This is a genomic window from Dethiosulfovibrio peptidovorans, assembly GCA_002748665.1.
Taxonomy (GTDB): domain Bacteria; phylum Synergistota; class Synergistia; order Synergistales; family Dethiosulfovibrionaceae; genus Dethiosulfovibrio; species Dethiosulfovibrio peptidovorans_A.
Map to the genome: position 1 here is coordinate 68,752 of PDTB01000016.1, position 17,283 is coordinate 86,034.

Consider the following 17,283-nt stretch of genomic DNA (forward strand, 5'->3'; position numbering starts at 1 on the left):
TATCATCCGTTCAGGAGACGATGTTCGGCCGCCCTGGCCCGCATTTTGGCGGGGTCGATGGGACGAATCTCCCGGACGATCCACTCCCTCATGGCCTTGCCTTCGTCGGTCTCCTGCTTGTAGCTCATGAAATCCAGTTCAATACCCAACGCGTCAGCAACTCTCAGAGCCATAACAGGCCAGACCTCGCCGATATCGCCGATGATAGGAATGCTCCCCTCGTGGCGAGCGAAGGCGGACATCTCCATGCGAAAGGGAATGCCGGATATTTTGGTCTTAGGCAATCCTTTACTGATAGCCTCCTGGATCTTGGCACTCTCTTTCTGCTGATCCTGAGCCTTCCGAAGGTTTTCGTCCAGGTCGATGCGGACCAGGGTCTTGTCCCTGAGATGATACGTGTGAATCCCCTTCCACCACGCCCAGATACCGTGTCCTGTATAGTTCTCGAATGGGCCGTCGTGAAGTTCCTGAGAAAGGGCGATGGCCGATTCGATGATGACGTCGGCATCCTCCAACATTCGGGCCAGCCTCATGCACCGATTGGCTATTGAGATACTGTCACCTATGGAGATGCCGATATTGCCGCCCCCTACCATCTGGGGAATGCTGACGATGACCGACAGGTTTTTTTCCGCTCCGATGCCGATCATGGTTCGACGGTCCGCGCCCCAGCCCGCCACGGTCTCGAAGGGTAAACCATATGTTCGCGATATCTCCAGGATCTCCGAGGCCAGTCTCTCGTTCCACAGCCCCATGGGGTAGGCCATGTTTCCCGCCGCCTTGATGACGTCGTGACCTTCGACAACGTCTTCCTTGGCCAGAAGGTCCTCGTCCAGGACCATCTCCCTGCGGAGCGCAGCACGCTCTTTCGGCGTCATCCTGGTGAACTCGAACACGTTGCCCCGGGGCATCCTCTCCTCGGGAAAACCCAGCTGGGCTGCGTCACACATCTTGACCCGATCGAGGGAACCTGCCATCTCATGTCCGATGACAGCCGAGCTGGTGGTGACACCGTCGATAATTCCCTTGTCCATCAGTTCAGCCACCAGGGTCGTGACCCCCTCGTGGATGTTGGGACCGCTCCCGGACGCAACGACGATTTTCCCGCCACGACGCTTGACCGTTATCATGGTCTCGATGGCCCTGTCCACCGCCTCTCGGGAACGATCGTCCAGGTTACGATAAAAGGTCTCTATAAGATCTCTGTGTACGATCATAATATATGGTTTCCTCCTCAAAACATATACATATCATATGTCCTTGCGATACGGGATCAGACGAGAAAAGACGAGATCGTCTCCCAGGATCGATCGGCTGCCGATGGAAGCCCCTCAAAATATGCCTTTGCAGCCCGAGCAACTCTGTCTCTCCGTCCTGCTTCCAGATCTCGAAGAAAGGCTCTGCCCATCGTATCTCCATCGACGATCACCGTGCCCACACCGGCTTGGTTCAGGGCTTGCGTGGCCTCTATAAAATCCTGATATTGCGGCCCCTGACAGAAAGGGACCCCAAAGAGCGCCGGCTCCATGATGTTCTGGCCTCCCCGGGGGACAAGACTTCCACCGATGAAGGCACAATCAGCCTGGGAGTAGAGTCCGAACAGGACTCCGATTCGATCCACCACCAGAACTCGCCATCCAGGTGAGGGACGGCTGTACAGGGCCACCGGTCCCAGAGAGGTGGCCAGAGCGGCGACCTCGTCAGCCCGTTCGGGGTGACGGGGAACCAGGATCAAACGAGCGCCGGGATAACGGGCAAGGACCATGCGAAAAGCGAGCAGTACGATCTCGTCCTCGCCTCGATGGGTGCTTCCCGCCAAGACGATAGGGCGTTCAGCACCCAAAAGTTCTTTCAAAGGAGCCTGATCCAGAAGATCTTTTCGTTCTCTCAGGGCATCGGCCTTGCAGTCTCCTGTAACGATCACCCTGTCCGAGGGGAGTCCCACACCGATAAGCTTCTCCCTGTCCGAGTCAGCCCTGACCATGAGAATGGTATACAGGGACAGGACATCCCTCCAGAACCAAGGGCACCGAGCCATGGCCGTGAATGATCGATCGGAGAATCGACCGTTGATCATGAAGGACGGCGTGCCTTGCCGCCTCATCTCCCACAGGATGCCCGGCCAGATCTCGGTTTCCACCGTGACGTAGGCCTTGGGGCGAATGGACGTCGAAGCCCGGTGTACGACGAGAGGGCTATCCCAGGGGGCCGAGAGAACCTGATCGACCACGCCGTCCAACAACTGCGAAGCCATTTCCTTTCCAGTGGCCGTCGTACACGAGAGGATCAGTGGTCTCTGGGTGCAGGCAGCCGCCCTGCGAAGAAAGGGCGACGCCGATTGGACCTCGCCGACGGAGACAGCGTGGACCCACAGGGGACGTCCCTTTCGACGCAGCATCTGGATCAGAGACGAGGCATATCGACCCCGCCGTTCCTCCAGACCATGACCGGCATATCGACGGCACAACCATGGAGAGGCGAAGGCAAAGGCAGCCATCGCCACACCTCTGTAAAGGGCTATGGGCAGGGACATATCAGTCGAGTCCGGCCTGAAGGAGCTCGTGAAGATGGACCATTCCCACAGGCCGCTCATCGTCGGAGACGACCAGAACCGAAATCTCCATGTCCTGCATGATCCGAACGGCTTCCACCGCTAAGGACTCGGAGCCGATGGTCTTAGGGCTGACTGTCATGACGTCCCGGATGGTCTCTGACAGGGCGGAGACTCCCTGACGCTCGATAAGACGCCTGAGATCGCCGTCGGTGAAGATGCCGACCAAGCAGCCATTCTCATCCACAACCGATGTCGCACCGTAGTTTTTGCTCGTAATCTCGAAAAGAGCCTCCTGGACGGAGACACCCTGGAACACCAACGGTAAGCGATCCCCCGTTCCCATGACCTCAGCAACCCGAAGCAACAGCCGCCGCCCCAGGCTCCCTGCCGGGTGGAACATGGCAAAATCCTCCCGTCTGAGGCACCGCATCTCGGTGACCATCCCGGCAAGGGCATCGCCCAGGGCCAACTGAACGGTAGTACTGCTGGTAGGAGCCAAATTCAGGGGGTCGGCCTCCCGCTCCACCGATGCGTCCAACACGATATCGGCTCCCTGAGCCAAGGGTGACTGAAGGTCGCCGGTGATGGCGAGGACCGGTGCTCCGAGACGGCGAAAAAAGGGGATAAGCCCCACCACCTCGGAGGTCCGACCGCTCTGACTGATCAGGAGAGCTACATCCTCCCGACGAACCATGCCGAGATCGCCATGAGCTGCCTCAACAGCGTGAAGGAAAAAGGACGGCGTCCCCAAGGACGCGAGAGTGGCAGCGATTTTCCGACCGATATGGCCCGATTTACCCAGGCCGGAGATCACCAAACGCCCACGACACCCCTGAACGATCCGAGCCGCCCGAGCCATCTCAGAACCGGCACGCTCCGCCGCTCTCCGAAGGGCCGTCGCCTCGTCTTCGATGACCTGACGGCCGATCTCCACCAAACGATCATCGTCCAAAACTGGACACTCTCGGTCAGCAGGGAGGCTCATCATAGCTCTTTATCCTCCCAGTCAAGTTCGAAAACCCCTAGATCCCCCTTGACCAAATCATCCAGAGCCTTGAGGGTTCTAAGGTGTTCCTCCAACCGGTGAAGAGGAATCATATTGGGACCATCGCTCAAAGCTGAATCAGGATCAGGATGAATTTCCATAAACAGGGCATCCACACCCAAGCCCACCGCCGCTCGGGCCAGGGCCGGCACGAAACGTCGGTCACCACCAGAGGTCTCCCCCCGGCCACCGGGCATCTGAACGCTGTGGGTAGCATCGAAGACAACGGGGCAGCCTGTAGAGCGCATGATAGCCAACGAGCGCATGTCCACCACCAACTGACCATACCCCATGGTGGTCCCCCGCTCGCAGAGGAGGATCCGATGGTTGCCCACCTCGTGGCACTTGGCTACGACTGCCTTCATGTCGTACGGCGACAGAAATTGCCCCTTCTTGACGTTGAGGGCCTTACCCGTCTCGGACGCCGCCACCAGAAGATCGGTCTGACGACAGAGAAACGCCGGTATCTGAAGCACATCAGCGACCTGAGCGACAAGCTCGGCCTGCCACGTCTCGTGGATATCGGTGAGGACAGGGACATTCAGAGCGGATTTGATCTCGGCAAGCCAGCTCAATCCCTTCTCCAATCCGGGGCCTCGATAGCTATGGATGGAGGTCCGATTTGCCTTGTCATACGAGGCTTTGAAGATATAGCCGATGTTCATATCACGACAGATACCCCTGATTCGGCGCCCTGTTTCCATCGCCAGTTCCAGACTCTCCAGAGAGCAGGGACCGGCTATAAGAGCCAGAGCCCCCTGACCGATTCGCACGGACCCAATCTCCACGACGGATGTCATATGTTTGTCTCCTCTCTCATTTCATCTTGCCGCATCCGAAGCCGCTTGTACACGGAGCAGCGGAGGGCCCAGCCCAGACGACGGGAACAGTAGCGTATTACGTCATCTAAAGCCCCTGAGCCTCCCAGGCGAAGCTTCCCCGCCTCTCCCATGGATTGAGCCAGAGATGAATCTCGAAGCACGGTCAACGCAGCATCCGCAAGCTGTCTGGGGTCGGAGGGGACAAGCCACTCGGCCTGCCCTAACAGTTTTTTCTGCACCAGTTTTCCCTTCTCCAGGATGGAGATCACGGGGACCCCCAGACCAGCACACACCTGATTGGCCGTGCCACCCAATCCAAGAAGAACCTGGGCTTCCCGAGCAACGTCAGCCACAGGGCCATCGTACAGATCAACTCGAACATCGTCTTTGACCAAAGAAGGGCCGTCCAAAAACCAGCCTGGACACCCTTGAACCAGGCGGTCAATGTCCAATGTCGGAGCCAGAACGGCCACGAAGGAACATCTCTCTCGTCGCGCCATAAGATCCACAGCTCTGAGGAGAAGCCTCATGTCACAGTAAGCTCGTTCCCGACTTCCGGGAAGGATCAGAACAAGCTGCTCCGCCACATCCCGACGAAAGGCACCCTTTGTAGTATCCCCAACCAGGTCCATAATTGGGTTCCCGCCATATCGAGCCCGCACACCGGATCGACAAAGATCCTGAGCTGTCTCCCTATCCCTGGTCCAAACGATTCTGCATCGACGGCGAAGGATAGCCTGTTCGGCCATAAAGTGCCCGTGAAGGTAGGCGGTTTTAGCCGTGGCAACCAGTACTGGAGAGAGACCCTGCCCCCAGAGGGTATGAAGCAAAAGGTAGACATCACCCACACATAGGGGAGTCCGTACGATTCCCCGAAGCCGCCGCCACGCCTTAATCTGTGCCTTAATATGCCCCAAGAGACCGGAGCGAATGTCTGAGACCAGATCGTCGAGATGATATTTAACCACGCCACCTGTGGGGGTAACCGAGGGAGCCGAAGCTACGGGAATGCCTCGCTGACCGTACAACTCACCTCGCCCCACCAGGGGAAACCCCACTACCTGCGCCTGAGGAAAACGACTGTGGAGTTTTTGCGCCAGCAAGGCTCCCATAGCGTCCTCACCGTACCCGTTTGAGGCGACCACTATCCGAGGCCGCATGAACTCGGTCAGCGTCTTCCAGAAGCGGGACTCGTCCTCCAACTCGCTCTCCAGTAAGGGGACCAAAAGAGGAAAGGCTGGTTCCCATCGAGACGGCAAATTGTACACATCCTTCTCGGTACAGACAACAGCCCAAGTAGCTGTCGTCCTATAGGATTGACCGATCTCTTCGAGATCCCTGAGGTCGTAGCGGTGGTGATCCTTGAAACGATATTCACGAGCAACGGAGACCCCCTGCTCCTGAAGGGAAACGAGAAAACTTCGGGGACTTCCTATGGCCGAGAAGGCCACCACGGCCCGATTATGAGGTGGAGGCGACGGACAAAGTTCCGTGCCATTCCAACGGCACCAACGGCTAATCCGAAGGGAGGATCGAAAGAGACGCTCTTCAGGCACGATGACCTTCAGTCGTCGTTCCAGAGAGCGAAGCTGTGACGGCTCGACCTGATCCACCTTGGTGATCACCACGATATGAGCCCGTCTCAGGCTGTCCAGAGGTTCCCGAAGGATTCCACCGGGAATGAGGCGACCGTTTCCGAAGGGACACGAGGCATCGATGAGAACCACATCCACATCTCGACCAAGCCGACGGTGCTGAAAGGCGTCGTCGGCCACCACAACCTGTACCCCACGGCGTCCCAGAGCTCGGATATCGCCCATGCGATCTCGAGAGACGGCCACGTCGACCTGAGGTAAGCGATGAGAGAGAAGAAGGGGCTCATCACCCACCTGATCCCGGTCGGCCCGACCTCCACGAAAGACCACGGGACGGGAGGTCTGGCCGCCGTACCCTCGGCTGACGATTCCCGGTTGGATTCCTCGGGCCAAGAGGCCTTTACTGAGAAGCTCGACAAACGGAGTCTTGTTGGTCCCCCCTAAGGTGACGTTCCCCACGCTGATCACCGGGAGAGGGGGCTCCTGGCTGCGTCGAACCCCCCGATCGAAGGCACCGTTTCTACACCGTGTCAGCAGAGAGACAAGCCATCCCAAGGGAGCCAGACAGAGCCAGGGAGAGAGAGGAGCCTCGCCCCTGGCGTGAGCCAGATAACTTCGAACAAAAGAGTTCACGAGAGTCCTCCCTGCTGGATGGCATGAAGACGGCTGTAGAGCCCTCCTGATCGGATAAGCTCTTCGTGTACCCCCTCCTCAGCTATGACGCCGTTATCCAGGTAAAGAATTCGGTCGGCACCCCGTATGGTCGACAGACGGTGAGCAATGACAAAGGCCGTCCGTCCCTCCATGGCACGGTCCATAGCTCTCTGGATAGCCTGCTCCACCTGGACGTCTAAAGAGGATGTCGCCTCGTCCATGATGAGAATTCGTGGATCACGGATAACCGCTCGGGCGATGGCCACTCGCTGCCTCTGACCACCGCTGAGGGTCACCCCCCGCTCGCCGATCTCAGACTCGTACCCTTGAGGAAGCCCCTCGATAAACCGTGCGATACCGGCTATCTCCGCAGCCTTCCGAACGTCGTAGTCGCTGGCACCGTCCATTCCGTAGGAAATATTGAACTTGAATGACCCTTTCATGAGAACAGGATCTTGAGGAACCACCCCGATCTGTCGCCGAAGAACACCCAAGTCGAGGCTTCTGACGTCATGATTGTCCACAGCGACCGTTCCCCTCTCGGGATCGTAAAACCTCTGGATCAGGTCGACCAGGGTAGATTTTCCCGAGCCAGTAGCGCCAACCAGGGCCACGGTCTCCCCAGGAGCCACCGAGAGGGAGATCCCCTGAAGCACCCAGGTATCGTCGTACCGAAACCATACGTTGCGAAAGTCCACTGAACCTCGAATAGATCGGAGGACCACGGGATTTTTCGGCGAGGTCACCCTGTCTCGGTTGTCGACAAGGTCGAAGATCCGTTCAGCAGCGGCAAGACCATGCTGGATCTGACTAACCACCCTTGAGAGAACCGTAACGGGATGGGCCATAAACCCGAGATATCCCAAAAAGGCGATCAGGTCCCCCGGGGTCATGACCCCGTCGACGACTGATCGACCACCTATCCAGAAGATAATCGCCAAAGCCACGATGAGCAGAAGTTCAACAGCCCCGGAGAGCACGGAGTTAACCTGAGTTCCCTTCATGAGCGCTTTAAAATGAGAGCGGCTCTGATCCTGAAAACGACGGAGCTCGGCAGCCTCCGTAGCAAAGGCCCGAACGATACGGATAGCCGAGAGAGCCTCCTCCGTCAGGGCCGACAGCCCCGCCAGGTTTTCCTGAACCTGGCGCCCCACGATCCGAAGTTTTTTGGAAGCCTTGTCGATCACCCACACGGTCAAGGGGAAAACCCCGAAAGTAACGACGGTCAATCGCCAGTTTATGTACAAAAGGAAGCCGAGCATTCCCACAGTGGTAATTCCCTGAACCACGAGATCCACCACGGCGTTGGTAACGGTCGTCTGAAGAACCGTGGCGTCGTTGGTTACCCGAGATATGAGTTCCCCCACCCGACGTCCGTTGATGTACTTCAGGGACATGGATTGGGCCGCAGCATAGGCCTGGACGCGAAGATCCAAGACGACCTTCTGCCCCACCCAGGTCATGAGATATTTCTGACCGTACGAGGCCACTCCCTTGATAAGATACACCGCCACCAGGGACACGGCTACAAGGTTAAGCATGACGATGTCCTTTCGAATAAGGACGTCATCCACGACGTTCTTCATCAGCCACGGAGGCACCACAGCGCAGCAGGAGACCAGAACCATGCAGCCCAGAGCAGCGACGATCCTTCGAGTATAGGGTTTTGTGTAGGAGAGGACCCGCTTGTAGATGTCCCACGACGACGATGACTTCATGTTCTGATACCGACCAACCTTTCCAGTTCATCGCAGAGACGGGACGACGGCGACGGAGCACTTGCATCGCTCATAGCCTGGAGTGTCCGCCTCTGCCAATTCAGCCACCTCTGGTCGTCCAGAAGGACATCAATCCGATGGGCTAAATCCACCGGGGAAACATCGCCAACGAGTTCGGGCATGATCTCCTGAGACGCCAACCGATTCGGCCAGGCCAAATACCCCCGTCGGCCAGCCGCACGGCGGAGGAGCGATTCCTTGAGAGCTACTCCACCAGGAAAAGAGAGAAGCCACCCCTTGAGGCCGCTCAGAGGGATCCGACGTAAAAATTCAAAGGGAACCACGACCAGAGAGGGGATCCCTGCGTGCATGAGCTCCAACGTGTTGGTGCCTGGCTGAGTCACAGCCAGATCGGCCCCAGCCAAAGCTGCCCGAGTTCCTCCTGAAAAAGGCCGAACTCCCGAGCGGAGCCAAAGCCGCTTTTCCTGATCATCAACGAAAGGCGGCAGAAGCGAGACGACCTGGAGGTCCCGTCTTGGTCGAAGGGCTCTGACAGTTCGTCCCACGTAGGCTCGAACGGCCTCCCGTATGGCCGGCCGACTGCCTGGAAGGATGAGCAGCCTACGGCCTCCAGGGAGCCAAGGTGTGGGGGCCTTTAAATCCAAAGTCAACCCGTCAGAGACCAGGTCGCCCAGGCTCAGAGTAGAGGGCGTCATGGTCGATGCCATGTTGGGAAAGGCCGTGGCCGACAGGTCACATCGATTCAAGCCCCTCTTGGGGCCATAAGCATAGCAAGCCAGAGGGGACCGGTTCAACGCCGAGGCGATCCTGCCAAAGAGGAGGTCGCCTCCAAGCTGGACAAACAGATCATAGCGACCATGCCCCAAAGCCACGATACTCTTTAATGGCTGACAGGGCCCAACCACAGCCCTTGTCCATGAGAAATGCCGAGCGGCCCGACGTTCCATACCTGAAGCAAAAGGACACGCTAACAGGTGGACATCCACAACCCACCTCCGGCGAGCCATTTCTGTTCCCAGAGGACGGGCCCAGCCCCAGAGCTCGCCAGGACCATTGACCAGGAAAGCGACCTTTTTTCTCACGGCGTCAGCACCAAGCTTGCCCAAAATTCCGAGGCCCCCGAACGGCCCATCTGCCTCCGACAGATGGACAGGCTCCGATGAACTGGCTCAGGACATCGTGTATATTCAGCCAAAGCTCGAAGAATAGCCGGAACGGTGCATCGATCCTGGAGAAGCTCAGGGTAAACCATTCTCCCGGCCATGACGTTGGGAATCGAGACGAAAGGAAGGTTCACAAAGGCTCGATACACAACCCATTCCAAAGGTGTACCTCGATAGAGCACCGTCATAAACCGATCGGCTATCATGGCCTCTACGGCCACGGTCCCACTGGCACCGACAGCCATGGACGTCTCGGCTAAAAGACGGGGGACATCGCCACACCGTACCGTCCACCCGGCAAGAGCCTCCAACACCTGTGCCCTGAAAACCCCCTGTACATTGTCGGCAAGGGAAAACACAGGGGACCAGCCCCCATCAGCCAGTCTCTCGGCCAGCGAACGAAGTACAGGAAGAAGCCTGGAGATCTCGGAGTGGCGGCTTCCGGGAAGCAGGGCTACACCATGGGGATCGGCGGCTCTTTTGGGAAGGGAGCGACCCACCATAGGATGTCCCACCCACGCTGTCGGCACCCCGTGGTCCTGAAGGAAGCGATGTTCAAAACCAAACAGGGGAAGACACATATCGAAGAGTTGTCGCAACGGGACGACCCTCCGACGGCGCCAAGCCCAGACAGTAGGCGGCGAGAGGAAAAAAACCTTTCCCGCATACCCTTTACGACGAAGTCGCCGAACCAGGGGGATGTGAAAATCTGGACTATCGGCCACGACGACAGCACGAGGGCGTCGACGAAGCACCTCCGAGACCATCTGGTCGGCCAGACACCAGAGCCGAGGAAGGGCCGCTGCCGCCTGGGAAATCCCCATGATCTGAAGTTCGGAGCTGGACCATCGAAGCCGGACACCGGCCGCTCGGGATCGCTCGCCAGCCATTCCCCACAAGATACCCGTATATCCCTGACGTCGAAGTCCCCGAGCGAGGTCAGCGATGAGAGTATCGCCCGAGGCCTCGCCACAGCTCAGGAAGATGGACACGGCTCCACCCCGATCACAGAGATCCCCAGCTCATTGGCCAGAGAGACAAAGTATTCCCTCTCAACGATAAGCCCATTGCCCGCTTCGATAGCCATGCAGGAGAGGCCAGCCTCCGCCATGACACGAAGGGTATCTCCTCCAACCACGGGGATGTCAAACCGACGATCCTGATCGGATCGCATGCCCTTAACCAGGACTCCAGACGGAACGATCCCCCCAGCGCGCCTGATCGTCCGGTCCGTCCCCTCCATGGCTTCCACGGCAACCACAGCACACTTGGAGACGACCAAGGACTGACCGAAAGACAGGGGAAGCAACCGCCCCAGGATCTTTCGACCATACTCAACGTCCTCCAGATCGGCGGATGACGGCTCGGGCCCTGCCACGGTTCCCAGAGGCACTATCATCTCGGGGACCACCGATTCGTAGCCTAAAACCAAGATGCCCAGCTTTTCAAGACGTTGGATGACAGCCCCCAAAAGGGCATGATCGTTGCGATCAGCCAAGCCGGAGACGAGGCTGTCTGCCTCTCTATCCAAAGAGGAGCCGTAGATCATCGTCTTGGGCACGTATCCAGCCAGAAGGACCCGTTTGACCCGACGCAGAGCGAAACTGGCAAAAATCTTAACAAGATTTACATCCTTAACAGGGAGGAGCGTCGCACCGGGAAGGTCAAGTTCGGAATAATCAGCCCGCAAGGCATAGACCAATGGGCGCTCTCCTCTGGCCAGCAGGTTCCGAAGGATAAATAGGGGCAGAGTACCTTCCCCGGCCACCAAAGCCAGTTTGCCAGATCCCATGCTCATCACCTGTTGGCCCGAACGGTTAACACACCGCCACAGACCAAAAAAACGATGTTCGGAAGCCACGCCGCAAGGAAGGGCGGCATGTGTCCGCTCTCTCCCAAAGCCCGCCCCATGGACATGACCACATAGTAGGCAAAAACGATGAGGACGCTCAGGCCAAACCCCATGCCCATGCCCCCCTTTCTCTGGGGTCGAACCCCCAGAGCCGCCCCGATCAGAGCGAGGACCAAGCTGGCCCACGGCACGGCCAGATGAAGATGATAGGATACCCACAAGGGAGCAAGGTTCGCTCCCTGAGCTTTCATGACCCTTATGTGACGGCGAAGCTCCTTAATGCTCATCTCGTCGGGTTTTTGGGAGGTTCGATCGACCTGGGATGGACTGAGGTTAAGAGAAAGCTTCTGAGACTTGAACCCAAAGAGAAAAGTCACCTGTCCCATATCGTCGACGGAAAAGACCTGTCCGTCGGACAGAGACCAGACACCACGAGCCCACCCCCCTTTTTCGGCAGTGGTGATCCGGTGAAGACGTCCTTCCTCGAACTCCTGAACGACCACATCGTTCATGGTCCCGCTCCTTGGCCGAAGTTGGCCGATGTAGATCACCCTGTTCAGCCGTCCTCCGTGCTCGTCCTTGAGAAAGACTCTTTCCTGAAGCAGTGCGGGCTTTTCATGGAGCACGTCAAAACGAAGCACGTTATCGGCAGCTCGATTGGCCAGAGGGACCAGAGTCTCGTTAAGCAACAGGGCTGAGAGAGCCACCAGGGCAGCCCCAAACAGGACAGGCACTGCAATCCGCTGAAAAGAGATTCCAGACGCCTTGAGGGCCACGACCTCGCTGTTCACCGACAGGCGACCAAAGGTAAGCAAGGTGGACAGAAGACAGGACATGGGGAGGGTGAGAACCACGACTGCCGGAAGCTTGTACAGGAAAAGCTTGGAGACTGTTAAGAGGGAGATTCCCCTCTCCACGACCATCTCGGCGACCTTGAAGAGCAGGTCGCCAGCCACCAGGATGACTGTGAAGGTCAAGACACCAAAGAGGAAAGCCCCTCCCAGTTCCCTGAGGATGAATCGGTCAAGGATCCGCCCCTTCACCGAAGCCCCTCCGCGATAAGGCGATCAACGACCTCCCGGAGAGCTCCTCTACCGCCGGGGCAACGGGTTACCCAGTCAGCAGCGGCCTTGGCCTCATCCACGCCATCGGCAACGACAACCCCCATCCCGGCCCACCTGAGGCACTCGATATCGTTGACGTCGTCTCCCACGTAGACCACCTGATCGGGGGAGAAGCCCAAGGATTGAGCCAGTGCCATGAGATCACCTAACTTATCCTTTGTACCGTTATAGAGGTGTTGGACCTCAAGCTCAGCAGCTCGAGCGACAGTGGACGCCGAGGTTCGGCCGCTGATAAAGGCGACCACACCGCCCCGTTTTCGGAAAGTAACCAACGCCGTGCCGTCCTTCACGTCGTACCGTTTCATCTCTCGACCATCACCCGACAGGTAGATGGCCCCATCGGTCAGGGTTCCATCCACATCGAGAGCCAGAAGCTCCACGGTCTTCATCGACACCACGAGGCCAGGCCCCGTCGACTGGATCCCAAGAAATCAAGTATCTCGGAAGCATAGGTGCTTTCTCCCATCTCCTGTTTAAGTATCTCTGCGGCTTCTTTCATGGGATGGCCGGAACGATACAGGAGACCATACACCTCTTTAATCTCTTTTCGCTGAGCGGCGGAAAAGCCAGCCCGACGGAGTCCCACGACGTTCAAGCCGTATATCCTGGCAGGATGCCCATCGGCGGTGACATAGGGGGGGATGTCCTTGACCACTTTGGTCGCCCCACCGATCATACAGTATCGCCCCACAGAGACAAACTGATGGAGCCCGGAGAGCCCACTCATGACCGCCCCGTCTCCCATAGACGAATACCCTGCAAAAGCCGACTTATTGGCCACGGTGACGTGAGAACCGATAACCACGTTATGTCCAACATGGACAGCCTCCATGAGCAGAGTACCGTCACCGACAACAGTCTCCTTGCCCACCCCAGAGGCCCGATGGACAGTGACGGCTTCTCGAAGGACAACGTCATCACCGACACGAACCCAGGATTCCTCTCCCTTGAAATCATGGTCCTGAGGCTCACCACCAAGGACGGTATGCTCGTAGATACGGCATCGGGCCCCAACGGACACATAGTCCATAATCCTGACAAAGGCTCCCAGAACGGTCCCGGGACCAATGGAGACAGCCCCGTCAATCACCGAGTACGGACCGACGATCACATCGTCAGCCAAAGACGCCTGGGCTGAGACCAATGCCGTAGGATGCACGAGAGACACCGCATTACTCCAGTCTATCGTCCACGACGAAACCCAGCTGGGCCTCGGCAACCACGTCACCGTCAACTGTCCCCACGGTCCTGACTTTACCGACCTTACCTCGAAGTTTAGTGAGGGTAGCCGTCGTGACAAGTTGATCTCCAGGACGAACGGGCCGACGAAACCGGGCCTTCTCTACCGAGGTCAGATAGATAACTTTCCCCTGGAATTTCGGCTGCGAGAGGAGCACGACCGCCCCCGTCTGTCCCATCGCCTCTACGATGAGGACTCCGGGCATCACGGGCTCCCCAGGGAAGTGCCCCATGAAAAAAGGCTCGTTAATGGAGACGTTTTTTATTCCCACAGCCGAATCGTCCTGAACCTCAACAATCCGATCCACCAGAAGGAAGGGGTATCGATGAGGCAGAAATTCCATGATTTTGTGGATATCGAACATAACCTTCAAACCTCCATCTCGTGTTGCACTTTAATTCGGCACACCAGCTTTTGATGGATTTGGTGACCGGCCTTCAAAGCTATGACATGACCGAGAACAGGGCGGCCAAGAAGGGCAAGATCCCCGATCAGGTCCAGAATTTTATGACGAACGAACTCGTCGGTAAAACGAAGACCACCATCGGCCAACACCCGATCCTGATCTACCACGACAGCGTTCTCCAAAGATCCTCCCAGGGACAGCCCCATCTCCCGCAGCCCCTGAACCTCATCCATAAGAGCGAACGTCCGACAGCACGCGATCTCTCTTTTAAAAGTATCCCCCGTCACGTCCACGGAGAGGGCCTGACACCCAATGGCCGTCCCAGGATAATCGATGACGTAGGTCACACGAAATCCATCGTGAGGCAGAAGAAGCACTGATCGTCCCCGAGCCAGGTCGTCCACGGCTAAGGGGCTCTCCACTGAGAGGGCGGAGATAACTCCGTCCCGACGAACACCTGCGTCTAAAAGCCCCCGAACGAAGGGTTCGGCACTGCCATCCATCGCGGGGATCTCTTCTCCCCTTACTTGAAGGGTTACCCCGTCAAGACCAAGTCCAGCGAGAGCCGCCAGGATGTGTTCCACCGTATGGACCTCCTGTCCATCAGGAAAGGAGAGGACCGTGCCCCGACCATCACCTCGAAATCGAGCTTGAGTCACGGGAAAAACCTGAGAGCCGAGACGGAAGGAAATCCCCGAAGAAGCTTGAGGGAGGAGATCCACCTCACAGGGACATCCAGAATGAAGGCCGATACCTCGAAAAAAACAGGGTTTCTCCAGTATAAAACGAGGGACCAAAGACCTCACGATCGTTCCTCGACGGGAAACCGGGCCTCAAGTTCCCTGACCCGAAGAAATAGCTCGTCCAAGCGACGAAGAAGAGCCCTTTGGCGGAGTTCCTGACGATGATCCCTGGCGGGGAAACCCGAGACGACCGCCCCAGAAGAGACGTCCTTAGTGACGCCCCCCAAAGCGGCCACGGTGGCCCCTTCGCCTACCGTGACATGATCCTGAACTCCACTTCGAGCTCCCATAATCACCCGATCCTCCAGGACAGCACTGCCAGAGACACCGGTCTGGGCCACCAACAGACAGTCATGACCGATAGAGACATTGTGACCAACCTGAACGTGATTGTCCAGTTTGGTCCCTGCCCGGATAACCGTATCGCCGATGGTTCCACGATCCACGGTGCTTCCCGAACCAATTTCCACGCCGTCGCCCAGGACCACGCCCCCGATCTGAGGAACTTTGATCACATTCGAGCCCTTAGAAGCCGGAATATGACCAAACCCGTCAGCGCCGATAACCACGTTGCCATGAAGCAGCACCCGACGCCCCAGGGTACAACCACTGTAGATCACTACCCCGGGCTCCAGAATCGACCCTTCCCCCACTGAGACTCCCTCACCTAAAAAGACACTGGCCCTCAGAACCACGGCAGATGCCACCACAGCGTCCTTGGAGACCACACAGAGAGGTCCGATGGAGGCGTCAGGAGCCACCTGAGCGGTCGGATGAACCACCGCCGAGGAGTGAATTCCCCGTTGTGTCTCGGGCAGACGCTGAAACAGCGAGAGAAGAGATGCCATCGCAACCCGAGGTTCGGGAACGATCACACCCGATCGCCCTGAATTAAAGCAATCCTCTCTCCCAACCACCGCCACGCTCGTTGGAAGGGCTTCAGCCCCGGACGCCCTCAGCAACACCACAATACCTTCAGGGTCGTGATTCGACGGCTCTGAGACCCGCCGTATCACCCGTCGTCCATCGCCGACAACACGCCCGGACAGTCGTTGAGCCAGTTCGTCTATAGTGTATTCCATCTTGAAGGACCTCTCTTCATTCATCGTTACAGATCACCGACGGCTCGCAGACTCCATCTGTCGTCGAAACGATCGTCGTACTGAAGCTCCAGAGACACGGTCTCGTTGATCCGGTACCCCAAAGAGCCCTGATTTTCCCGGTCCTGACTGTGACGCCACCAAAGATACGGTCCTTTTCGGTGACCGGTTAGCCATAAACGATACCACAGGGACGATCGATCACCCCAAGCGTACTCGGCACCGATCCATACAGGGGAACAGGGAGACCAGCGGAACCCCAGACGAGATTCTATGTCCCAGTCATCCAGCTCACAGATGAACTCACCGTAGAATTCGGGCTCTACTCCAGAAAAGATCTGGGCAAATCTCCCAAAGTGAAGTCCGAACTCGGGAACCCGATCCTGAGCCCCTGCCTGTACGGCAACCCAGGCCCGAAGAGAATATCTCCTGCTCTCTACCGAAGCGTCCACCTGAGCAATCTGATCAGGACGAAGCTCCACGTCCACCCGGGCATTCACCGCAGAAACAGTGCTTCGCTCCTGGGCCATACCTCTGGCCCAGCGATTCACCTGCTCCCGATGACGATCAATCCACGCGACGGGAAGCCCTACCAAGGGGGACAGATCTTTCAGAAAGGACTCTCGAAGCCGATCCCGAAGGACATTCGGAAGGGTAGAGGAAGTGATACGGGGATCGGTAGCCAGAACAAAAGGAGGGGACGGAAGCAGGGCAATATCCAAGATAACCTGACCTTCATCGATCCGAACCACGGACGTTCCACGCCACCCAGGAAGACAGTCCTCCATCAAGGTATGAAGTGACGATCTGAAAGCCTCATCTCCCCAACTTAACGCCCTGTAAGGAACTCCCTTGAGGAGGTGAGACAGTTTTTGAGCCAACATTTGCCCGTCCTCCTGAATCCAGCGCGTGAGAGGCGACTGAAGCTCAGGTGGCGTCACCGTAACCACCCAAGGTAAGGAAAGGGTGGGGTGAAAGCTCAACAGGGGACCCTTTTCTTCCAGAGAGATGGTCACATCGTACCCAGAGAAGAGCCGCTGCGCCACAACAGCCAGGGCGTCGAGCGCCGAAACAGGAGGCACGTTTCGCTGGGACAACTCAGTCCATACGGCCTGGGCAGCTCGTTGAGCTCTGGGAACCAACCACGGAGGAAGCCCCTCCACCGTCGAGACTGAAGCCCCCCAGGCACACAACGGACAAAGAAAGGCTGCGGCGGCTGCCACGGCCACCACAGCCCTCCCAAGATC

16 protein-coding genes are annotated in these 17,283 nt (G+C 57.8%); all 16 read right to left on the bottom strand.

Annotation, left to right across the window (positions count from 1 at the left end; genetic code table 11):
* Window positions 1-2: 2 nt before the first annotated feature.
* Genes CSA35_02920 through CSA35_02995 form a run of 16 tightly spaced genes read right to left on the bottom strand, consistent with a single transcriptional unit; the run spans window position 3 to window position 17,265 of the window.
* Window positions 3-1,220, bottom strand: a complete 1,218-nt coding sequence (locus CSA35_02920; GenBank protein ID PIE55109.1) for a hypothetical protein — start codon at window positions 1,218-1,220, stop codon at window positions 3-5.
* 53 nt (window positions 1,221-1,273) lie between these two features.
* Window positions 1,274-2,593, bottom strand: coding sequence for a 3-deoxy-D-manno-octulosonic acid transferase (locus CSA35_02925; GenBank protein ID PIE55056.1), 1,320 nt, complete (start codon window positions 2,591-2,593; stop codon window positions 1,274-1,276).
* Complete coding sequence (locus CSA35_02930) at window positions 2,535-3,542, bottom strand: KpsF/GutQ family sugar-phosphate isomerase (protein ID PIE55057.1); 1,008 nt, start codon at window positions 3,540-3,542, stop codon at window positions 2,535-2,537. Before CSA35_02930 ends, CSA35_02925 begins: the two co-directional genes overlap by 59 nt.
* A complete protein-coding gene (locus CSA35_02935) occupies window positions 3,539-4,399 on the bottom strand; it encodes a 3-deoxy-8-phosphooctulonate synthase (GenBank protein ID PIE55058.1) in 861 nt (286 codons plus the stop codon). Before CSA35_02935 ends, CSA35_02930 begins: the two co-directional genes overlap by 4 nt.
* Window positions 4,396-6,648, bottom strand: coding sequence for a tetraacyldisaccharide 4'-kinase (gene lpxK, locus CSA35_02940; protein ID PIE55059.1), 2,253 nt, complete (start codon window positions 6,646-6,648; stop codon window positions 4,396-4,398). Before lpxK ends, CSA35_02935 begins: the two co-directional genes overlap by 4 nt.
* Window positions 6,645-8,387 carry an ABC transporter permease gene (locus tag CSA35_02945; protein ID PIE55060.1) on the bottom strand — a complete coding sequence of 581 codons (1,743 nt, stop codon included), beginning with the start codon at window positions 8,385-8,387 and terminating at the stop codon, window positions 6,645-6,647. Before CSA35_02945 ends, lpxK begins: the two co-directional genes overlap by 4 nt.
* On the bottom strand, window positions 8,384-9,514 hold the full coding sequence (locus CSA35_02950; protein ID PIE55061.1) for a hypothetical protein: 1,131 nt from the start codon (window positions 9,512-9,514) through the stop codon (window positions 8,384-8,386). Before CSA35_02950 ends, CSA35_02945 begins: the two co-directional genes overlap by 4 nt.
* The gene (locus CSA35_02955) at window positions 9,487-10,563 is read right to left on the bottom strand and encodes a lipid-A-disaccharide synthase (protein ID PIE55062.1); all 1,077 of its coding nucleotides are present in this window, start codon (window positions 10,561-10,563) and stop codon (window positions 9,487-9,489) included. Before CSA35_02955 ends, CSA35_02950 begins: the two co-directional genes overlap by 28 nt.
* Window positions 10,548-11,363, bottom strand: coding sequence for a hypothetical protein (locus CSA35_02960; protein PIE55063.1), 816 nt, complete (start codon window positions 11,361-11,363; stop codon window positions 10,548-10,550). The genes CSA35_02955 and CSA35_02960 overlap by 16 nt, the downstream gene beginning before the upstream one ends.
* Before the next feature lie 5 nt (window positions 11,364-11,368).
* Window positions 11,369-12,466 (bottom strand): LPS export ABC transporter permease LptG, encoded by a 1,098-nt coding sequence (gene lptG / locus CSA35_02965; protein PIE55064.1) that lies wholly within the window; start codon window positions 12,464-12,466, stop codon window positions 11,369-11,371.
* Window positions 12,463-12,936 carry an HAD family hydrolase gene (locus CSA35_02970; protein ID PIE55110.1) on the bottom strand — a complete coding sequence of 158 codons (474 nt, stop codon included), beginning with the start codon at window positions 12,934-12,936 and terminating at the stop codon, window positions 12,463-12,465. Before CSA35_02970 ends, lptG begins: the two co-directional genes overlap by 4 nt.
* The gene (locus tag CSA35_02975; GenBank protein PIE55065.1) at window positions 12,933-13,715 is read right to left on the bottom strand and encodes an acyl-[acyl-carrier-protein]--UDP-N-acetylglucosamine O-acyltransferase; all 783 of its coding nucleotides are present in this window, start codon (window positions 13,713-13,715) and stop codon (window positions 12,933-12,935) included. Before CSA35_02975 ends, CSA35_02970 begins: the two co-directional genes overlap by 4 nt.
* 4 nt (window positions 13,716-13,719) lie before the next feature.
* Window positions 13,720-14,151, bottom strand: a complete 432-nt coding sequence (gene fabZ / locus CSA35_02980; protein PIE55066.1) for a 3-hydroxyacyl-[acyl-carrier-protein] dehydratase FabZ — start codon at window positions 14,149-14,151, stop codon at window positions 13,720-13,722.
* Between the two features lie 5 nt (window positions 14,152-14,156).
* Window positions 14,157-15,002 carry a UDP-3-O-[3-hydroxymyristoyl] N-acetylglucosamine deacetylase gene (lpxC, locus tag CSA35_02985; protein PIE55067.1) on the bottom strand — a complete coding sequence of 282 codons (846 nt, stop codon included), beginning with the start codon at window positions 15,000-15,002 and terminating at the stop codon, window positions 14,157-14,159.
* Complete coding sequence (gene lpxD / locus CSA35_02990; GenBank protein PIE55068.1) at window positions 14,996-16,042, bottom strand: UDP-3-O-(3-hydroxymyristoyl)glucosamine N-acyltransferase; 1,047 nt, start codon at window positions 16,040-16,042, stop codon at window positions 14,996-14,998. The genes lpxC and lpxD overlap by 7 nt, the downstream gene beginning before the upstream one ends.
* A 2-nt stretch (window positions 16,043-16,044) precedes the next feature.
* Window positions 16,045-17,265 (bottom strand): hypothetical protein, encoded by a 1,221-nt coding sequence (locus tag CSA35_02995; protein ID PIE55069.1) that lies wholly within the window; start codon window positions 17,263-17,265, stop codon window positions 16,045-16,047.
* Window positions 17,266-17,283: the final 18 nt, after the last annotated feature.